The organism is uncultured Thiothrix sp. (assembly GCF_937873765.1).
GTDB lineage: Bacteria > Pseudomonadota > Gammaproteobacteria > Thiotrichales > Thiotrichaceae > Thiolinea.
Window position 1 is genome coordinate 34,524 of record NZ_CALMZC010000034.1, and the last position, 21,337, is coordinate 55,860.

Annotated in this window: 7 protein-coding genes and 1 pseudogene; 4 read left to right on the top strand and 4 right to left on the bottom strand. The window is 46.5% G+C overall.

The annotated features are described in order from the left end of the window. Positions 1–100: 100 nt before the first annotated feature. Positions 101–841, bottom strand: coding sequence for an acetoacetyl-CoA reductase (phbB, locus tag Q0307_RS09275; protein WP_298659762.1), 741 nt, complete (start codon positions 839–841; stop codon positions 101–103). A 387-nt stretch (positions 842–1,228) separates the two neighbouring features. Here phbB and Q0307_RS09280 point away from each other — a divergent pair, with 387 nt between their 5' ends. The 3 genes from Q0307_RS09280 to Q0307_RS09290 are packed head-to-tail and all read left to right on the top strand — an operon-like array spanning position 1,229 to position 7,023. Continuing rightward, positions 1,229–2,692: a circularly permuted type 2 ATP-grasp protein gene (locus Q0307_RS09280; protein WP_298659764.1), complete on the top strand. Its 1,464-nt coding sequence runs from the start codon at positions 1,229–1,231 to the stop codon at positions 2,690–2,692. Continuing rightward, positions 2,689–3,657: an alpha-E domain-containing protein gene (locus Q0307_RS09285; protein ID WP_298659766.1), complete on the top strand. Its 969-nt coding sequence runs from the start codon at positions 2,689–2,691 to the stop codon at positions 3,655–3,657. The genes Q0307_RS09280 and Q0307_RS09285 overlap by 4 nt, the downstream gene beginning before the upstream one ends. 12 nt (positions 3,658–3,669) lie before the next feature. Continuing rightward, positions 3,670–7,023: a DUF2126 domain-containing protein gene (locus tag Q0307_RS09290; RefSeq protein ID WP_298659768.1), complete on the top strand. Its 3,354-nt coding sequence runs from the start codon at positions 3,670–3,672 to the stop codon at positions 7,021–7,023. A 54-nt stretch (positions 7,024–7,077) separates the two neighbouring features. Here the strand turns inward: Q0307_RS09290 and Q0307_RS09295 are convergent, their stop codons facing one another. Next, the gene (locus tag Q0307_RS09295; protein WP_298659770.1) at positions 7,078–7,800 is read right to left on the bottom strand and encodes a proteasome-type protease; all 723 of its coding nucleotides are present in this window, start codon (positions 7,798–7,800) and stop codon (positions 7,078–7,080) included. Between the two features lie 291 nt (positions 7,801–8,091). Between Q0307_RS09295 and Q0307_RS09300 the strand changes: the two are divergent. Further along, positions 8,092–9,729, top strand: a pseudogene (locus Q0307_RS09300) (DEAD/DEAH box helicase); the annotation flags it as partial. Positions 9,730–10,345: 616 nt separating this feature from the next. Here the strand turns inward: Q0307_RS09300 and Q0307_RS09305 are convergent. Both Q0307_RS09305 and Q0307_RS09310 read right to left on the bottom strand, forming a co-directional pair. After that, a complete protein-coding gene (locus Q0307_RS09305) occupies positions 10,346–15,763 on the bottom strand; it encodes an SdrD B-like domain-containing protein (RefSeq protein ID WP_298659772.1) in 5,418 nt (1,805 codons plus the stop codon). Positions 15,764–15,904: 141 nt separating this feature from the next. Then, positions 15,905–21,337: GEVED domain-containing protein (locus Q0307_RS09310; protein ID WP_298659774.1), on the bottom strand; the 5,433-nt coding region annotated here is incomplete at its 5' end.

A 21,337-nucleotide genomic window follows, 5' to 3' on the forward strand; every position in this document is an offset into this window, starting at 1 on the left:
ACCAATTTTATTAAAGAGCCTTTTGCTAATAATAATTGTAGAAATAAAAAAGCCGCTACTTAAATGCAGCGGCTTTTGAAGAGTAAACTAGCTCTGACGCTTAGGTCATGTGGTTTCCGCCGTTGCAGGCGAAGTTCGCACCAGTAGTAAAGCCTGCTGAGTCAGAAGCTAACCACGTAACGATAGAAGCAATTTCTTCAGGTGTACCTAAACGCTTAACGGGAATCGTCGCAATAATTTTCTCTAACACGTCTTCACGAATAGCACGTACCATGTCGGTAGCGATATATCCAGGGGATACCGTATTCACTGTCACGCCTTTACTCGCCAACTCTTGAGCTAGCGCCATGGTGAAGCCGTGCATACCTGCTTTCGCAGTAGAATAGTTAGTTTGACCCGCTTGACCTTTTTGACCATTGACGGAAGAGATATTGATAATCCGTCCCCAGCCTTGATCAGCCATATCGTCGACCACTTGTTTAGTGACGAAAAATAAGGAGTTTAGGTTGGTATCAATGACCGCTTTCCAGTTTTCCAGTGTCATTTTGCGGAACATACCATCTTTGGTGATGCCAGCATTATTGACTAGAACACTGATAGAGCCTAAATCTGCTTTAACCTTGTCAAAGGCGGTTTTAGTGCTATCCCAATCAGAGACATTGCCTTCAGAAGCATGGAATTCGTAACCGAGTTCTTTTTGCTCACCAAGCCAGCGGTCTTTACGTGGCGAATTAGGGCCGCAACCTGCAACAACGATAAAACCTGCTTTCGATAAAGCTTGGCAAATAGAGGTACCAATACCCCCCATTCCACCGGTGACATAGGCTACTTTTTGAGTCATGTGGATTCTCCTCCTGATTATTAGTCTAGAATGCGAACTATATAATAACTTAGGGTACACATAACAGGCTAATTTTAATTAACTCTCGATTTACTATTAAATTTTGCCCATAGAGGGCTTTTGATTAGCCTTGTTATCTCATGACTGTGGTGGGTTAGTGTTAGCACTGGTGCAAAACCAGTGTTAGGGAGCTATGCCAAGAGTATGCGTTTTAGGTGCGCAGTTCCACAGCAATTCGCCTGATATCTTGATAAACTCAAATTTTTACCACAGGTGCTAATGGGGCTGCTGCACTTAGCTATAAAGCGAGCTGATGAGGTAGTACCGATAATTTCTAGGCACACAAATTGCTTATTAGTTAAATAACATTAAAAAAGGAAGCTGTGTATGAATCAGGAGTGGAGCCGCTATAACCCGCAGCCGTTTCATGACGAGCTTATGGTTGCTTGTCAGGAGAGTCGGCCACATAGCAGTAAGCTAGTGAATTATCTTGCTAATCTTAGCCGTGAGAATTTTTGTCGTCGGGTGGATGAGTCCGAGCGTGTCATTCGTGAAATGGGGATTACCTTCACGATTTATAGTGATGCTGGCAACATCGACCGTGCTTGGCCGTTTGATATTATTCCACGTGCTATTTCTGGCAGCGAATGGATTCGCACTGAAACAGGGCTGAAACAACGTATCCGCGCACTAAATATGTTCATTCAGGATGTTTATAGTGAGCGTCGTGCCATTCGAGATGGTGTGATCCCTGAAGAGGTCGTCATGCAATCCAAGGGGTATCGTGAGGCCTGTGTGGGTATGACTCCACCCCATGGTGTGTGGGCAAATATCTGTGGCTCTGATTTAGTGCGTCATAATGATGGTGTGATGTATGTGCTAGAGGATAATCTGCGTGTCCCCTCCGGTGTAGCTTATATGCTCGAAAATCGCCGTATCACCAAACGTGTGCTGCCGGAAATTTTTAACTTACTGCCGATTAGTCCAGTTAGTCCTTATCCTGAACAGCTCTATAATATGCTGGCCTCTTTGCGCCCTGATTTAGAGCAGCCTACCATCGCTTTACTCACCCCAGGTATTTATAACTCTGCTTATTTTGAGCATGCTTATTTAGCTCAACAAGCTGGCTTAGTTTTATTAGAGGGCGCTGATTTAATGGTGGGCAAAGATAATTATGTCTATATGCAAACCATTCAAGGCCCTGAGCGCGTGGACGTGATTTATCGGCGGATTGATGATGATTTCATTGATCCTGAGGTTTTCCGTAAAGACTCGATGCTGGGTATTCCGGGGATTATGCGCGCGTGGCGCGAGGGTAAGGTAGCGATTGCGAATGCGCCCGGTTGTGGTGTGGCTGATGATAAAGTTATCTACGCTTATGTGCCCGATATGATCCGCTATTTTCTAGGCGAAGAACCCTCCTTACCCAATGTACCGACTTGGGTTTGCCGTAAACCAGAAGAGCGTGCTTATGTGTTGGAGCACTTGCCTGAGTTAGTGGTGAAGCCTGCGAATGAATCCGGTGGGTATGGCATGTTAGTCGGCCCACATTCTACCCCTGAGAAAGTTGAAGAGTTTCGTACCCTGATTCAAGAAAATCCCAACAACTATATTGCTCAACCGACTTTGAGTTTATCCGTTAATCCGACTTGGTGTGGCGATAAAATTGCACCTAGGCATTTAGACTTGCGTCCCTTTATTTTAAGTGGCAAGGATATTTATGTGACACCCGGTGGTTTAACTCGGGTGGCAATGGTAGAAGGCTCCTTAGTAGTGAACTCATCCCAAGGTGGCGGGAGTAAGGATACTTGGATTGTCGCTGACCAAGATTGGGAAGGGGGAGTAGTATGATGTTATCACGCGTTGCTGAGCGGGTTTACTGGATGGCACGCTATTTGGAGAGGGCTGATAATACAGCTCGCTTGATTAGTGCCCATACTGTTTTATTAATGGATTTGCCGGAAGCTTTAGAGTTTAACTGGTTTACACCCGTTGTTATCTTTAATGCTGAAGCTCAATATAAAAAGTCTTATCCAGAAATCAGTGAAGAAAATGTGATGCGCTTCCTGATTGCGGATAAAGATAACTCATCTTCGCTTTTGGGTTCTTTTGCAAATGTGCGGGAGAATGTACGCACCTCATTAGACTTACTCCCTGAGGAAATTTGGGAGCAGGTCAACCAAACTTATATGCAACTACAAGCTGCCTTGTCTTCTTTAAGTAGTCGGCATAGTCGGCAGATGGTTCTGCGTGATGTGATGGCTGCTTGTCAGCGGATTCGTGGAGTTCTGGAAAATCATTTAAGCCGCGATCATGCCTTTGATTTTATCCAGATTGGTAAGCATGTCGAACGTGCGGATATGACCAGTCGCACTCTGGAAATGACCTCTCTCTTATTAGCTGAAGATCGTAGCCATGCGCTGCGCCGCTACGAAAGTATTCTCTGGTCGAGTTTGTTGTCGGCTTTAGGTGGGCAGCAAATGTATTTGCGGCATAAAAACTCACGCATCGTCGCACGTGATGTACTCCAGTTCTTATGCCAAGACTTACAATTTCCACGTTCTTTATTGTATTCATTGACAGGTGTTAATTTCTATTTAAGGCGTTTGCCTGAGCCCGGTGCGGTGAGTGCTATTAGTACAAAGATTGCTGAGCAATTCGCTAAACAAGATATCAGTGCCATTCCAGTTGATCAAATGCATTGGTTTATGGATCGCTTACAAGCTGATTTAACCGTTTTGCATAATGAAATTGCTAGAACTTGGTTTTATCCAGAAACGGATTTTTCGCAGTTGCAATTGCAATCACAGGGCTAATTGAGGACTTACATGAGTATCCAAGTTGCACTTCATCATAAAACTACTTATACCTTTGACCAATTTATCAATGTCTTTCCACATGTAATTCGCTTGCGTCCAGCGGCGCATAGCCGCACACCAATTCATGCTTATTCCTTAACAATTGGCGCAACTAATTATTTTATTAACTGGCAACAGGATGTTTTCGGCAATTATCTTGCACGCTTAGTTTTTCCTGAACGCTTAAAAGAACTCAGCATTGAAGTCAATTTAATCGCGGATATGGTATCGATTAATCCTTTTGATTTCTTTGTAGAGGAGTACGCGACTCAATACCCCTTCGCTTACAAAGATAGTTTAAAAAAAGAGCTACAACCTTACTTAGAAATTACTGAATCGGGTCCATTATTAACAGCTTGGGTGGATTCAGTCAGTCGCGATAAGCTGAATATTAATGACTTTTTGGTTCATCTGAATCAGCGCTTGCAAAAGGACATTGGCTATAACATTCGCATGGAGCCGGGTGTACAAAGCTGCGAGGAAACTTTAACCATTCGCCGTGGTTCTTGCCGAGATACGGCTTGGTTATTGGTGCAAATCTTGCGTCATTTAGGTTTAGCGGCACGTTTTGTTTCTGGCTATTTAATCCAGTTGACGGCTGATCAAAAGTCTTTAGATGGCCCTAGTGGCCCAGAAGCGGATTTTACTGATTTGCATGCTTGGACTGAAGTCTATGTACCTGGTGCGGGTTGGATTGGCCTTGACCCGACTTCAGGCTTGTTTGCCAGTGAAGGGCATATTCCCCTTGCATGTACACCAGATCCAGCTTCCGCAGCGCCAGTAGAGGGTGCTACTGGTGTTTGTCAAGTGAGCTTCGCTTATGAAAATAGTGTGCGGCGTATCCATGAAGATCCGCGTGTCACTAAGCCTTATACCGATGAGCAATGGGCGCAGATTCTCACTTTAGGTGGGCAAGTTGAAAATGATTTAATTAGCCATGATGTGCGCATGACTATGGGCGGTGAGCCTACTTTCGTCTCGATTGACGATATGGATTCAGCGCAGTGGAATACAGCCGCTTTAGGTGAGCATAAGCGCTCTTTGGCGGGTGTCCTGTTAAAGAAAATGCAGGCGCATTTTGCTCCGGGCAGTGTATTGCAATATGGGCAAGGCAAATGGTATCCGGGCGAACCCTTTCCACGCTGGGCTTTAGGCTGCTTCTGGCGTCCAGATGGTAAATCAGTCTGGCTTGAGCAACAATGGTTGGCTGAAGATGGTAAAGACTATGGTTTAACCCAAGAAGATGCCAAGCGCTTCACGGATACTCTTTGTATTAGTTTAGGAATTTCTACGACCTATGCACGAGCGGGCTATGAAGATCGCTTATATTACTTGTGGAAAGAGTCCAATCAGCCACCCAATGTGGATTGGTTGACTCTCAATCTGCGCGATAGCAAGCACCGCAATGATTTAGTGCTAAGTTTGCAACGTGGTTTAGATACCCCGACGGGTTTTGCATTACCTCTCAGTTGGAGTCATGAGCAACAGCGTTGGACAGGAACGCCTTGGTATTTCCGCCGTGAAGAAATGTATCTGATTCCGGGTAACTCGCCGATGGGCTTCCGCTTACCTCTCGATTCTTTAGTATGGGTTTCAGAAGCTGAGCGTGATGTCGAAAACCAACCTTGCCCGTTTGAAGATAAGCAACCCTTACCCGATTTTCATGAAGGGGCAGCACAGGCAGTAGCAGCGGGTGAGCCTAAGGAAAAAGAACCACTGTATGCGAGTTGGTATGATATTCCACGTACAGCGATTTGCATCGAGGTTCGCCAAGGCCGTTTGCATGTCTTTTTGCCACCTTTAAATTATCTGGAGCATTATTTAGATCTATTAGCCCACTTAGAAAAAACGGCGGCCAAGCTCCATATGCCGATTATGCTTGAAGGTTATGAACCACCCTCTGACCCCCGCTTGAAATCCTTCAAAATTACCCCTGATCCGGGGGTGATTGAAGTGAATATTCATCCAGCAGCCGATTGGCAGTCTTTGGTTGAAAATACTGAAGTGCTGTACGAGTTGGCACGTGAATCGCGTTTAGGTACGGAAAAGTTTATGTTGGATGGTCGCCATACCGGCACGGGTGGTGGTAATCATGTCACGATGGGGGCTGCGACACCGACGGATAGTCCATTTTTACGCCGCCCCGATTTATTGCGCAGTTTATTAACGTATTGGCAGCATCATCCGGGTTTATCTTATCTGTTCTCAGGGATGTTCATTGGACCTACTAGTCAAGCACCACGGGTGGATGAAGCGCGCAATGAAAGCTTATATGAGTTAGAAATTGCCTTCCAGCAAATGCCGGAGGGTGAAAGTAATCAGCCGTGGTTAGTTGATCGCTTACTACGCAATCTCTTGGTGGACATTACTGGGAATACCCATCGCTCTGAGTTTTGTATTGATAAGCTGTATTCGCCGGATTCCTTGAGTGGTCGCCAAGGTTTAGTGGAGCTACGTGCTTTTGAAATGCCACCACATGCGCGCATGTCAATTATGCAAATGCTGTTGGTACGCGCTTTAGTCGCACGTTTCTGGAAAGAGCCTTATAAACATAAATTGGTGCGTTGGGGTACTGAGCTACATGATCGTTTTATGCTCCCCTTTTATGTCGAGCAAGATATGAAAGAGGTGTGTGAGGAGTTGCAGCTGGCAGGCTATAACTTCGACCCAAAATGGTTAGAACCTTTCCAAGAGTTCCGCTTCCCAGTTTACGGGCGTGTGCAATATCGTGGGATTGAAATTGAACTGCGAGCCGCCTTAGAGCCTTGGCATATCCTCGGTGAAGAGCTGAGTAATACGGGTACTGCACGCTTTGTAGATTCATCTATGGAGCGTTTACAAATTAAAGTCACTGGCTTAACCGAGTCGCGCTATATCGTTGTTTGCAATGGTGTTGAGATTCCACTCCGCAAAACGGAGGTGCATGGCCAATATGTGACGGGGATTCGTTATCGGGCTTGGCAACCACCTTCAGCCTTGCATCCAACAATTGGTGTGCATTCACCATTGGTCTTCGACATTGTGGATACTTGGAATAATCGTTCGATTGGGGGATGTGCGTATCATGTGGTGCATCCGGGCGGACGCAGTTATGAGACTTTCCCAGTGAATGCCTTTGAAGCTGAAGGACGGCGGATTTCGCGTTTCCGCGCGGATATGGACATTATGCAAGATCGTCAGCCAGTGCCGGAGCCGAAGATGTTTAGTTCTGCGGCAACTCGTACTTTCTTACCACAAGGTAGTGAGCCGGGAGTCGCTGTGCCATTGAAGCCCGCTAAAGTGAATCCAGAATATCCCCATACTTTGGATTTGCGGCGCAATTAGAAGCTTATAAAACAAAAGACCAGTCAGTGACTGGTCTTGCTCACCTATTAAGGTTTAATTGGGGAGCGGCAATGGTGGCATAGCGCGGAAAGCATTATACAACTGACTCGCCCATTGCTGACGAATTTGCAGTAGGTAAGGGTGATCTGGGCCAAAGCGATAATGGCGCTCAGCCACCAATGCATCCTTACGGTACATTAAAACTTCGATGGGTGGCCCTACACTCGCATTACTTTTCATCGTAGAGTCCATTGAAATCAGAGAACAAATCGCCGCATCATCCATGCTGGTGTCTAGATCAATGAATCGGTCAAGTACCGGCTTACCGTATTTGCTTTCACCAATTTGCAAATAAGGGGTCTCTTCAGAGGTAGTAATATGATTACCTTGAGGGTAAATCATGAAAGCACGCACACGTCCGCCCTTGATCTGACCCGCCAAAATCAACGAAGCATCAGGCACAAAGCCAGAGCTTTCGGTATAGCGGCGAATCCGATTGACTAGTAAGTCGCCCACATAATCAGCAATATCCCCCATGTAGTTCAGTGTATTAAGGTTGGTTTTATTGTCATCACGAATATCACGCTGAACTTGCTCGACCACACTTTGAGTGGTTGCCAGATTGCCAGCCGTCATCAGGACGAGAAAGCGATCCGGATTGGTTTTGCAAATATTCATCTTGCTATAAGTGCTGACATGGTCGATGCCCGCATTGGTACGAGAGTCTGAGGTCAAAACCAAACCTTCATTTAAGGAAATGCCAATACAATATGTCATACAGTCATCGGGAATTTGCAGTCAAGGAATGCCTACACTAGGGTAGATAAGGGGGGGAGGTCAACAGGTTTCTATGCTAAATCTTCTTATAAATAAACTAGACATGTGCAAATATTAACTAATCCTTAATAACTAGTCAGTACGAGCCTTGCATGCTAATCTTAAACAGCGTAAGGTAGTCAACCTTTTTAGCTTTACCCAATCCATCTGACCGCGCACCTACCGGCATTCCAAACAGGCAGCTCCATGACAAATGATGTAACCCCTCCCGTTTCACTCCGTTTTGATGAAATGGCCTTAGCCGCGCCTATTCTGAAGGCGATTAGCGAAGTTGGCTATGAAACTCCCTCTCCTATTCAAGCTGAAAGTATTCCTTTATTACTAGAAGGTCATGATTTACTCGGCCAAGCGCAAACAGGGACAGGAAAAACCGCTGCCTTTGCATTGCCCCTACTGAGCCGGATTGATAGTAACGAACATTACCCACAGTTATTAGTCTTAGCTCCTACGCGTGAGTTAGCTATTCAAGTGGCGGAAGCCATGCAAACTTATGCGCGCCATTTACCCGGCTTTCATGTCTTACCGATTTATGGTGGACAAAGTATGGGGCAGCAATTGCGTCAATTGGAACGTGGTGTACAGGTCGTGGTAGGTACACCAGGACGGGTCTTAGATCATTTAGGCCGTGGGACTTTAGATTTAAGCCGCCTTAAAGCGGTGGTGCTAGATGAAGCCGATGAAATGTTACGCATGGGCTTCATTGATGATGTGGATGAAATCTTAAGCCATACTCCCCCTGAACGACAGGTAGCTTTATTCTCAGCAACCATGCCAGCACCGATTCGGCGGATTGCGATGCGCCATTTGCATGATCCGGTCGAAATTAAAATTGCTGCTAAGACCACCACGGTTGAAGCGATTACCCAGCGCTATTGGCAAGTGCGTGGTTTGCATAAATTAGATGCACTCACCCGTATTCTGGAAGTCACCGATTTTGACGCGATGATTATTTTCGTGCGTACCAAAATCGTGACCGAAGAACTAGCCGAAAAATTGGAAGCACGTGGTTATGAGGCGGCGGCTTTAAATGGTGACTTAAACCAACAACAACGTGAACGTACCATTGAGCGTTTGAAAGATGGCAAGTTGGATATTGTAGTAGCAACCGACGTAGCGGCGCGTGGCTTAGATGTGCCACGGATTAGCCATGTAGTTAACTATGACATTCCCAGTGATACCGAGTCTTATGTACATCGGATTGGACGTACTGGGCGGGCTGGGCGTACCGGTGAGGCCATTTTATTCGTGGCTCCGCGTGAAAAACGCATGCTTTATGCAATTGAGCAAGCGACTCGTCAACGCATTGAACCAATGCAATTGCCGACTCGTAATGAAATTGTTGATCGCCGGATTGATCAGTTTAAGCGCCAAATTACTGAGACGATTCAGTCAGAAGAACTAGAGTTCTTCCGTGAGCTGATGGAGTCCTTCCAAAACGAACAAGCGTTAGATATGGAAGATGTCGCGGCTGCTTTAGCTTATTTGGTACAAAAAGATCAGCCATTGCAACCTGAAATTGAAGATTTGCCTCTCGAGCAAGAACGCAGACCTAATGAGCGTGCTGAGCGCAGTCGAGAAGGTGGGCGTGAGCGTAGGGGAGGTGAAGGCGGCGAGCGCCGAGAACGCTTCAATGCGACTAATGACATGGATATGTGTCGTTATCGGATTGAGGTCGGGCGTGAGCATGGCGTGCAGCCGAAAAATATTGTTGGTGCGATTGCCAATGAGATTGGTTTAGATAGTAATTTTATCGGCAATATTAGCATTCGTGATCATTTCACTTTGTTGGATTTGCCAGAAGGCATGCCAAAAGACTTATTTGCCCATCTGAAAAATGTCCGTGTTTGTGGCAGGCCTTTAAATATTGCAGCGGATACCGGTGGGCGTTCGCATGACTATGAGCGTTCCGAGCGTAAGCCTTATGCAGATCGGGGTGGACGCGGGCGTAATGAGCGTTCAGAGGGGTTCAATCGTGAGCGTCCGAGCCGTCCTGCTTCAGATGAGGCTAGCTTCAGAGATTCTGATCGAGGTGGACGCGGACGTAGTGAGCGTGCTGATTGGTCTGAGCGTGAGCGTCCTAGTCGTACAACTTCGGATGCGACTAGCTATAGTGATGTTAGAGAGCGTACTAGCTATGCAGAGCGTTCCGAACAGGGTTCTCAGCGTGAGCGTCGGCCTGCTCGCGAGGGTGAGCGTGGACAAACTGAACGTGGCTCCTACAGAGAGCGCAGTGAGACCAATCGTAGTGCTAGTAGTCGTGAGCGTAGTGAGCGTCCTAAAACCCAAGAGAGTTTTGCTGGACGAGAAAAGGCTAAGCCAAGTCGGGCGCGTGAGGACAAACCTAAGCGCCCTACCAAGGGTAAGTCCAATGCTACACCCAATAACGACAAGCCTCGCAGCAAATTAACGCTAAAGTCGACCAAGAAATAGTTCAAGCTGGTCTAACAAGAAGCTGAGTTGATCAGCTTCTTTTAGTCCTCGCTTGTTACTCCACGGTTACCTCATAGGCTACTTCGCCTTTAGAACCTGCTTTAAGCTGACCACTAAACGTCCAATCTAAGCTTTGTCCATTACGCGTAGGTGTGCAGGCATTAAGCTCAGGCGGTGTGGTTATGCATTGTTGCGAGTTAGTGACCATTTGTGTGAACTCTGGTATCGAATCATGCACAATTAATTCTTTCAATAAGCCAGTGCCAATATTCTCATAACGAATGCTGTAGCGGAGCTTTTCGCCGGGTAGGGCGACATTACCATTAATATTGCGTGTCACATTCCAGACTGATTTTACTAAACTGAGCTTACCTTTGCCTTCGCTTGGATCGGTGACTGTCGTGTCGATCACTTTCGTGAGGTCAGTATGAACTTGTAGATTCGGTGTACTAATTAAGCTGCCATTACCAAAGGTAAAGCTGCTTTGGATTTCAGCCAAGTGAGTAGCCCCATCGCTAGCATTGGTGGGTGCTAAGACTTTAGTGAGTATGCAGACTTTCTGCCCCGCAGTGACGGTTAGGCTAGCCGTTAAGGCAGGTTCGGTACCGCTTAACTGCCCATCACAATCGTTATCCAGATGGAAAGTAATTCCCCAAGTTAAACTAGCTGGATTAGAACTAGCTTGTTTCACGCTAAACACCACGCTACCCTCGGTGGCTGCTTGGAAAATGTGTTGGTGCAATACACTACCGCCCGGATTGGTTGTTTGCTCATTATCAAGGGTGAAGCTAGGCAGTTTCACATCGCCAAAGTTTTTATCAGTGACGGGTGCGTTCACTGTAAAGTTTGCTAAGACATTAGCGGTTGAAGATAGATAAGTGTTTAGATCTCGTGCAGTAGTTATATCACATACTGGGGGAGTCTGAGCATTAGCTGCTTCATAGAGTCGGTAAGTACCGGCTGTCACCTGATTAAACGTATATTTGCCTTGTGCATCGGTCTTGACGCTCACACAAGTGTTGGTGCTCGTATTCAGCAATACGACCGGAATATCCTCTAAGCCCGGCTCATTACTATCACTTACCCCATTCACATTCTTATCCTGATAAACCCGTCCGCTTACTGGATAACCTAAACTAAGGGGAAATTGATAATCTTCCACCTCACCATCGGCAGCCACCTCGGTACTTCTGGTTAAGGTCGTGGTTTTAAAGTCAGGATCAGTAGTAATTCTTAACCGAGCGAAAATAGAACTGCCCGTCGGTGGAGTAACTCCCGTCCATTGCAAAACAATGAGTTTGTTTAAACTATTGGCGGGCACATTGCCTTGAGTCGCATCATCAGTACTGTTGTTATTCAAGACAACTACCGAGCGCTCACTACTCTCGTCAAATATTTGGTTATTATTGAAGTCGAGCCAAGCGATGAGTTGAGCGGCTTTAGCTGTTGGGTTCGATGCCTTCACCGTCAAACAATAGCTAGTAGCCGTCATTTGTACCGTACCAAACTGTCCATTGGATAATAAGCCGCTACATTTTTTGCCAACTTCCCAAACTGGGAATTCAGTCAGTGAACTTTCATCATTACCATCACCCTTTGCATCGGCGGAATGAGCGCTAGTTGCTTCAGCATCAGGGCTCACTACATCAATATAGGGTGCTGGCAATCCTTGCTGAATATGCGCAGCCACCCCATAACTGACGGGTGCATCGCCATAGTCATAAATAGGTGTCAAACCTAGGTCAAGGGTATAGTTAGAGAAGTCATCGCCTGTGCTATCCGTAAGGCTCGCTATGTTATCGCCAATCGGTTCATCTCCTTTCGGGACTTGACCGGGCAGGGGCGGGGTTGCAGATAAAGTAATGGTATTCGAGCGAATGCCTACACTAGCGGGTAAGCCTGTTTTGTAACCGTCTTGATTATTAACTTCATTGATATCATTAGCCGCAGGTGCGCTGTTAAGATCAATATCCCAGCCAGCTAATTTGCCTCCCGTTTGGAATTCATTGGCTGGAATCTCGACATAATAATCGCCTGCTGCAAGTAGATTGAATAAATAGCGTCCGGATTTTTGTAGACCAGTGGTAGTGGCCTGAACCAGCGTACCATCTGCTTTATGTAGATTTACCGTAACACCATCTGGGACTGGTTTATCAATCCCAGCATCAAACTTTTGATTATGATTATTATCACTGAATAAATAATCACCTAATGAATAACTAGCAATATACACCGTTTCATTATTAGACCGTAGGAATTGGGCGGCTGGCAAGGAGGAGGTGTCAAAAGCAAAACGATTCGTATAGCGATTTCCCGGGTTATTATTGCTGGCTTGTAAACTTAGGGTCGCCTTCATCCCTTGGCGTGGATGTCCATCCTTTTCTAAGGCGTAATTAGACACAAATTTTAGTGCAGTAACATTCGCAAAGCTGTTGGGACAGCCAGCAGCACCACTGCCAAAATTACTCGCTAAACACCAATTTGACGTATTTTGATCAGGATTAGAATTAATACTACTAGGCGTGTCGTTGGTGTAATACCAAGTTCCCATGCTCGCCTCTGCACCACTAGGTACTGAGCCATCCATCCAAGTCGTGGTCGGTGCTTGTTGTAGGGTGAGAGTACCCACAAAATTGGAAGCAGGGCTACGTTCAGTATTCGTTGCGGTTGCATCCCCATTATAGGGTAAAACATCAATCACCGTCGGAGCAGCAATGCTAAATGACTCGGCAAAGTTGGCCCAGCTCAAGGTATAAATTTGACTATCATTTTGATTGTCTAAACTAGTGTCTACTTTCTTGGAGAGTTGGATACTGCCAATCTGTTCCAAAGTAATCGTGTGTGTATCACTGCGTTGGGATAACGGAGAGATCAGTGTATCACCCTTAATTTCAAAATAGCCCACCACACTGGTATTGTTTTTTGCCAAGGGGTCACTGTCAGTGCAAATCACTCGAGGTGGAATCGCGACATCCGCAGTCACTGTCCCTAAGTTCCAAATCAAGCGTGTATAGCCAGCTTTAGCAAGACCATTTCGATCCGTATTAAACTCTACTAAATTAGCTGGTGTGCCAATCACTGTGCCACTAGCATTGGTATAGCTAGTAGTGCAACTCTGGTTGTAACTGACCTCAGGAGGTAATTCAGCAATAATTTTTACACCGGTTTCTTGTGGTGGTGTACTTAATAAGCTTTGAATCGCTGTATTCACTTTCCAAACAATTTGGTTGCCGGCTAAGGTGCTAGCCGTATTGCCGGGTGTTGCCACAGGTACTAACGTTTCAGAATCTAAACGGGTGGAGGTACGTGCCAAAGTAACGCGATCACCGTCATAGACACCGGTTTCAGGAGAGGGTTTATAAGGACGGATATTATCGGGTGTCCAAATACCGCCCCAATATTCGTCGGTGCGCACACTACCAAAAGTAGCCATGACAGTACCCATCGGGATCAGTTCACCATCATGTGGGCCTTGATAAAAATTATTGCGAGCTGCTAAGGGGGTCACAAAGCGAATATATTGGGCGCTGGCTAACTTGACAGTGTCTTGAACGCTATCTTTTAGGCGTACTCTAACTATGTTGACATCGTCTATGCCTGAGCCGACTTGAGTCGGATCGGTCTTCCAAACAGTGGCATTATCATTACAGCGTGCTAAACCTTGGACATCCCATTTACCTTCATAACGCCCTGTTTGATTATTATAATCGGCTGTGCCATCACCGTTTTTGTCAATCGGGTCATCGCCTGTCAGGTCAATATGACCGTACTCAACAAGATAATTAGTGGCATTGAAACCACTCGCATTATACGTCCCTACATAAGCATAAGTGCCTGCAGTCGCACCAAAAGAACTACGATCAACCAGTTTCAAGGTACTATTGTCAAATACATTACAGGCTTGTGGGTGTGAAAGGTTATTCGAGCCATTGTTACCAAAATGTAAAACACTGGCAAAAGCTTTGCCAGAAGGCACTAAGCCTTGACCAGAGTGCGAATCATTCGGTGCAAAATAGCTATAACCTGTTCCGGCATCATTGTCTTGGGGGAAGGCATAGTGTGCCCATGAACCTTGAGTGGTTAGATAGTAATTATAAGGCTGTGCAATATTATTGCTGATGGTTCCACTCGGCATCGGATTACCATTAAAGCCCGGTTCTTCAAGGCCGTTATAGTTCTTAGCACCTGAAATTCCCTCTGGGCTAAAGTTGCCGAGAATATTTTTAATATAGATACTGCCCTTCCCATCCATCACTCCATCAGCATTGTCAATGACCCGCATAGGGATAAAAAACCGTGCCAGCATGTCCATATAGTAATAAGGCCCTGCCGCTAAACTAGTGCCTCCAATGGTTTGCGTAGGATAGCGTGCACCAGATAGATCAGTGCCGCTAATAGACATAGTATAAGGTGAGGAGATATTAGCTGGATTAGCGCGACTAAAATTACAAGTGCCCGATTCAATGACCTTTTTCTCTAAAGGATAGGTTGTGAGGTCAGAGGCACCGTAAGCCTCACGCCCATATAAGTTATCACCCCAGCCAATGCTGTTGTAATAACAATCGACCATGTGATACTCAAAACCTGAGTTGGTATAATCGACGCCATTTACAGCGGCTTTGGTAGCAGAGAGGTCAAAGGTATAAGTAAAGGGTTGTTTAATTGCTTCTGTGCCTGATTTCTGCGGTGAAGCCAGACGCATATTTACCCAAGTGTAATAACCGGGTTCTAAACCTTGGCCGACATCACGATCACCATATAGATAATAACCACGAAAGCCACTGCTGCTTAAATCCACCATCGGACGTGCTGAGATGTCGAATGGCCCTACGGTAGGAAGTGTATCGCTATTAGCATTAGGGTTACCCGTATCATCATTCGAGTACAGACGTTGGCTACTAGTAAAAGTAGAGCCATTCCACGATAAACCAGAAACTTTAGCAAAAGTGGAGAAGGAAATTTGCCCCCCATCAGTAAGCTCACCTAAGTTACAGGTCAGCTTAATATCACCATTGGTTTGAGTGGTGAGCGAAGAGGGTGGATTAGTACCACCACCACCAGCCGGTAGACAACGTGCCGGTATCCGTGCAAAAGAGAGCTTAGCATTCACACCGGGGTGCAGAATTTGCTCTAGAACCACGTTTTTAGGATTAGTTTGACCCGGTATATAATTGCTGGCGGTGATAGACCAGTTAAAAATGACGCTATCTTGAGTACGAACCTGATTATTAGCTTCTCCACAGTCGTCGCCAGCGGCTGCTTTTGCGGTGGTACTACTACAGTTCCCATCTTCATTAAAAGGTGCTGTCCCATCTTGGATACCTGGCCCAAACAGACCTAGGCTAAGATCAGGCAGTGCGTATGCATAGCTGCCAGTGACACTCAGGACGATGAGTAGCAGTTTTGAAAAAAATTGCTTATTAAGATACTTCTGGATAACTACATAGATGTCGCGAGCTAGGATAGCAGTCATTGCTGGGGCTACCTTATAATTTTTATTATGATGCTGATGAGTAAAAAACTATACCTATAAAATAGGCAGAGTCAGGCTAGGTACGCTTATTGAGGATATTCAAAAACAGCTAAACTATTCCTGAATATCCTTAGCTTAATTTTATTCTACTTGAACCTCATAGCTTACTTCTCCAGTAGAGCCTGCTTTAAGTTGTCCAGAAAAAGTCCACTCGAGACTGGTCGCATTCACTTGAGGGGAGCAAGCAGATAACTCAGGCGGGGTCGTTCCACAGGTCATTGAATGGGGTACTAGTTGTGTAAATTCGGGGGCAGAGTCTTGAATAGCCAACTCATTTAACAAACCGTTGCCAATATTTTCATAATGAATGGTATAGCGCAGAGTTTCACCCGGTAAGGCTACACTGCCAGCGATATTCCGCGTCAAGTTCCATACTGACTTTTCTAAAGACAACTTGCCTTCACCGCTGATTGGTTCTGTGGGATCTTCGGTATTACTACCGGCTGAAGTTTGGGTACGATCAGTATGGGTTTGTATGTCATTGGCCGCTAGTAAACTACCATCCCCGTATTGGAAATCGCTACTGATGCTTAAGACATGAAGTGCTCCTGCTAGTGCATCAGCAGGAGCAGCCACTTTAGTGAGGATACATAGCTTATCCCCTGCATTTACAAGATAGGCAGAAGTGATAGCCGCATCTCCTTGGCCGAGTTTGGCATCACAGTTGTTATCTAGGAATAAAGTTACACCCCAATTTAGCGTAGCAGGATCGGCTTGTTCCGCAGCAATGTTAAATAGCACATTGCCATCTGCATAGGCTTGGAACACATGCGGATAAGTAATCGTCGTATTAGGTAAAATCACCTTACTATGATCTAAGCTAAAGCTTGGGGCGCGTACCTCGCCGAAGTCAGCATCGTTCACTGCATTCGTGGATAAAGTCACGGCTAGTGTATTTGAGGTGGTAGAAACCCAGCCATTCGGGTCTTTAGCCGTCAGTGGACAAGTCGTAGGGGTGGGCAGTTTTGCACCGACTGCTTCCAAAACAGTGTAGTTACCAGTTGCAAGATCAGTAAATAGATAACTGCCATCGGCAGCGGTTTGAGTACTTTTGCAAGTATTGGCAAGCGTATCGTGCAAGACGATGGTCACATCCTTGATGCCTGCTTCTGTATTATCAATACCATTTACATTCACATCATTGAAGACACGACCTGCAATGGAGAGAGCAGTTCCATTCGCTGCGACGGTCACTGCATAGTCTTCCACTTCCCCATCATTAGCGGCTGCAGTGGCGTTTAGATTAGTCTGCGTAGACCAACGGAAGCGTGCATAAGTGGAGCCAATCAGTGCTGTGGCTGGTGGTGCTACATTAAAGGTAATCACGCCAGTGGTAGCATCCGTATCGGTACTCGCATTATCTGCAAGATTCTTAGCAATTTGCTCTCCCTTATCAGCGAAGTCACCATCACCATTCCAGTCAATCCAAGCTTGGAGGCGGCCACTAGCCCCCAGCACATTGACAGTGATGCTGGTCATTTGATTAGGTTTGAACTCAATCGGTAAGTTAACGCCGTTTTCATCATCGGTGCCGGTTGTATCATCGCCATTAGCAGCGACTGTCGGCTGGGCGTTTGCTTCGCTGTCAGGAGCTGTGCTGCCAAGTTGTAGGTCACGCATAATCGTATGAGCCGGTGAGCCATAACTGGCGGGTGCGTCAGCAAAGTCTTGGAGGCAACTCGCCACATAAGGGACTTCGCGATAAGTCGAATAGTCCACTACATAAATATGCACATAGGCTACACCATCAGCAGGATAGTTAAAGCTCAATACCAAGCCACTGAGATTACGTTCTCCCGGTGGAGTGACAGCGGTGTTAGTTGAGGTGCTAACGACACTCGGGTAACGGGTCAAAACATTTCCGGCTGCATCGGAGATAATAAATACTTTATGTTCTAAGGCGCCACCATCCTGAATGATCGCAGTGCCTGCACTACCCGGACTACCTTCTAAACGAGTGATGGTCATCCATGCTTCATTCTGACCGGTTGAGCTATCGGTTAGATCTAACTCTGGCAAGCTGGTATTGACTAAGCTAGCTAGTACCGAGTGTGTTGGTGTGTTGGAGCCAGTCCACTGCGGGTTACCTGCTGCATCCCAGTCATAACTACCTGTGACTAAGCTATAAGGCGGATTAGGTTCTCCGCCGCCGCTACCTATTGGTGTATGAGTATCAGCCCAGCCATACGCATTCATGGTACAGACCGAGTTAGGTAGTTCGGGTTCAAATTGAGCGAGGATAGTCACGGCATAGTCTTCGACCTCACCATTGGTTGCGGCTGTAGTACTATCTAAATTCTGTGTAGTCGACCAACGGAAACGCGCATAGGTCGGTGTAGTCACTGCATTGGTAGGGACGTTGACATCGAAGGCAATAGTTCCGAGAGTGTTATGAGTATCACCGACCTGATTGTCTTGGATATTATTCGCGACTTGTTCACCTGCATCGGCAAAACTGCCATTGCCATTCCAGTCGATCCAAGCCTGTAAATAGCCACCTGTACCCGTGACGGTTGTAGTGATCGTGGCGGTTTGACCTTGGATGAGGGAAGGCAGAATGATGCCGTCCTCATCATCACTGTCTGTGGTATCATCCCCTGTCCCATTTAAGGGGGTAGGTTGAGTAGTATCAGCATCAGGTGCCACACTACCTAAGTGCAGACCACTAGCAATCGTATGTATAGGGCTGCCATAAGTTGCTGGGGCATCGCTATAGTCATAAGCTGGCTCAGTGATTACAGCTATAGCGGAGAATTCAGAAGTACCAACTCCACTCAGAGTTGCTGTAGCGGTAAGTTTATCGCCGATCGCTAAGGAGCTTGGTAAGGATATTGTCCATTGGAACGGGCTCATGCCTACTGCGCTATTGCCATCGGTATCGGTTAAAGTCGCACAATCTACAGGCGTGCTCACTGTGTCTTCGCCTGTACCTTCTACCCACGAGGTTATATAGCGTTCACCTTCACCATAGTCTTGTGTTTTACCAAATTGATTAGCGCCTGCGCTGACACCTGCGGATGAGGTAGACGACACATCCGCTTCAAACAGTTCAATACTTGCTCCAGTGGGCGCACAGCCACTGATAGTTAGATTACTGCCAACGACTATAGTTTGCTTGAACTGCGGGAAGTTAAGCACCGCATTAGGGCCAGCATCTGCATCGTTGACATCATTCAGTGAAACAGCATTATTAGCTAAATCAATACCTAAGCCACCATTCGCATATATGCTGTTGGCAGAGACGGTGAGTCCTGATCCATTACCACGGTTGTCGATACCATCAGTACCGTTATTGGCAATAATGTTGGCCTCACCAGCTCCAGTGCCACCTATTAGGTAAGTGACGGGGTAAGATACCGTGTTCCAAATTCCTGCTGCTGTGTTGCCAAGAGCGGTTATACCATCTACACCGACCCCGATGAGATTGCCTTGGATCACGCCTGATGTGCTGGAACTAGGATTAGTACCTGCCGACAGGTTAATAGCATTCCGTAGATTGCCAGATACAACGTTATTCAAAATCGCTACATTCAAACTGCTTTCTACGCCAGTAAAACTACTACCTTCAGCTGGATTAACGCCGGTAGTTGCATCACCGCCATATATACCTTCACTCCCGTTACCGATAGCTGTGTTGCCGCTGATGTCTACACCAAAGAAGTTATTTTTGATAGTGAGGTTGGAGGCGCCGATATAGTAGACACCGTGCCAGTTGCCGGAGGAGATGTTGCGATCATCAACTGAATCACCACCGATTAGTACATCATCTGCACGGAAAATACGGATACCACTGTCACCGTTGCGTTGCGCCACGCTACCGATGGTATCAAGCCCCACATGGTTACAGGCAATGTGGGTACGGTTGCCTGCCTCAGCAATATAAATACCGTAGTTGTACGTGTTCGAGCCATATCCGGGCGCAAATTTTACCACCGATAGACCTCGAATCAAGGTATCTGGGGCGCGTACTCGTACACCTTGCAAACCCACTGCAGTACTTGATAACAGTGAACCATCTAGTTGCACTTTCAGGTTGCGTGATCCCCAAGTACAAGTTGCGGTATTTTGGGTGCTGGCATCCAAAGCTGTTGCCGCATCTATGATATTTGGCAGCATGGTGAGAGGTTTTATGACCGCAATTCCTGCTGTGGTAAGGTCAAGAGTACCATGTGCAGCAGTACCTGCATAACCACTACCGTCCGGGATCATGAAGACTGAGGTTTCCTTGCTAGTATGAATACCTTGGTTTGGGATATCTTTCAGTAGATTGCTGTTGAGGATAAACTGTCGTAAAGAGCCTTGTCCGCTGTCATTAGTATTGACAATGGTGTCAAAGTTAAAGCCGAAGTCGATGCCGCTAATAGCCGCACCTGCTAAGGTGATCGGTGTGACTGATTGGGCTTGTCTGCCACCATCGACAACACCGAGAATAAAATTACTGGGATTCAGCACTTCAGTGCCTGTATTCGTGGCAGCATCAGTCAAGGCGGGTAGTCTACCACCCACCTCACTAGTGATAGGGGTTAGGCCATCAGTACGGAAGGTTTGTACACCGAGTTCTGTTCCATCTCCACCAAGGCGGGTAGAGTTTACCGTGTCATTGACTACACGCACATAATAAGCACCGTCCGATAACCCTGTAAAACTATAAGCACCATCTTTACTACCATCATTAGCGGTAGTAGCAGAAGTGACTAACACGCCACTGCTATTGTACAACTCTACGGTAACGCCATTGACCCCTAGACCGGAAGCAGTTGCTTGGCTACGCCCTGCGCCACCACCATAGTTCACATCTTCAAACACCACGCCCTCAACAGTCCTACTACTGCCTAAAGTAATAGCATAATCTTCCACCTCACCATTCACGGTGGCTGTGGTGGCATTAAGGTTGATGGTAGTCGACCAACGGAAACGTGCATAAGTCTGGGCCGTTACTGCGGTAGCAGGCACATTGACCGTAAAGGCAAGTGTGCCAACGGTGGCGTTGGTATCTCCAGCAGCATTATCTTGGAGATTAGTGGCGATCTGTTCGCCTACATCAAAGATGCCATTTCCATTGAAGTCTATCCAGCCTTGTAGATAACCCCCTGTACCGGTCACCGTCGCACTAATCATTGCTGTTTGCCCTTGGGTCAGTGCCGGTAGGGTTACACCATCTTCGTCGTCGATTCCCGTGCTATCATCACCCATGCCATCCAAGGGCGATGGTGGCGCATTTTCATTATCGGGGGTATTTGTACCTAAATAAATGCCCGATACTATTGCATGCGTGGGGTTGCCATAGGTTGCAGGGGCATCACTAGAGTCATAGGTCTCACAACTAGAGGTGATTCCTGAGGTATTAAACGCCTGTAAGTCGACATCCGTACCGCCAAATTGCCCTGCATAATAGGTATATTGCAGACTACTCACATTTTCCCACGCCACCCGAACTACCAATTGCTTGGGGAGTATGCTGGCATCGTAGTTATTGGTCGCGGCTGCTTTAACTGCCAGTGTCGTAGGGGGGGT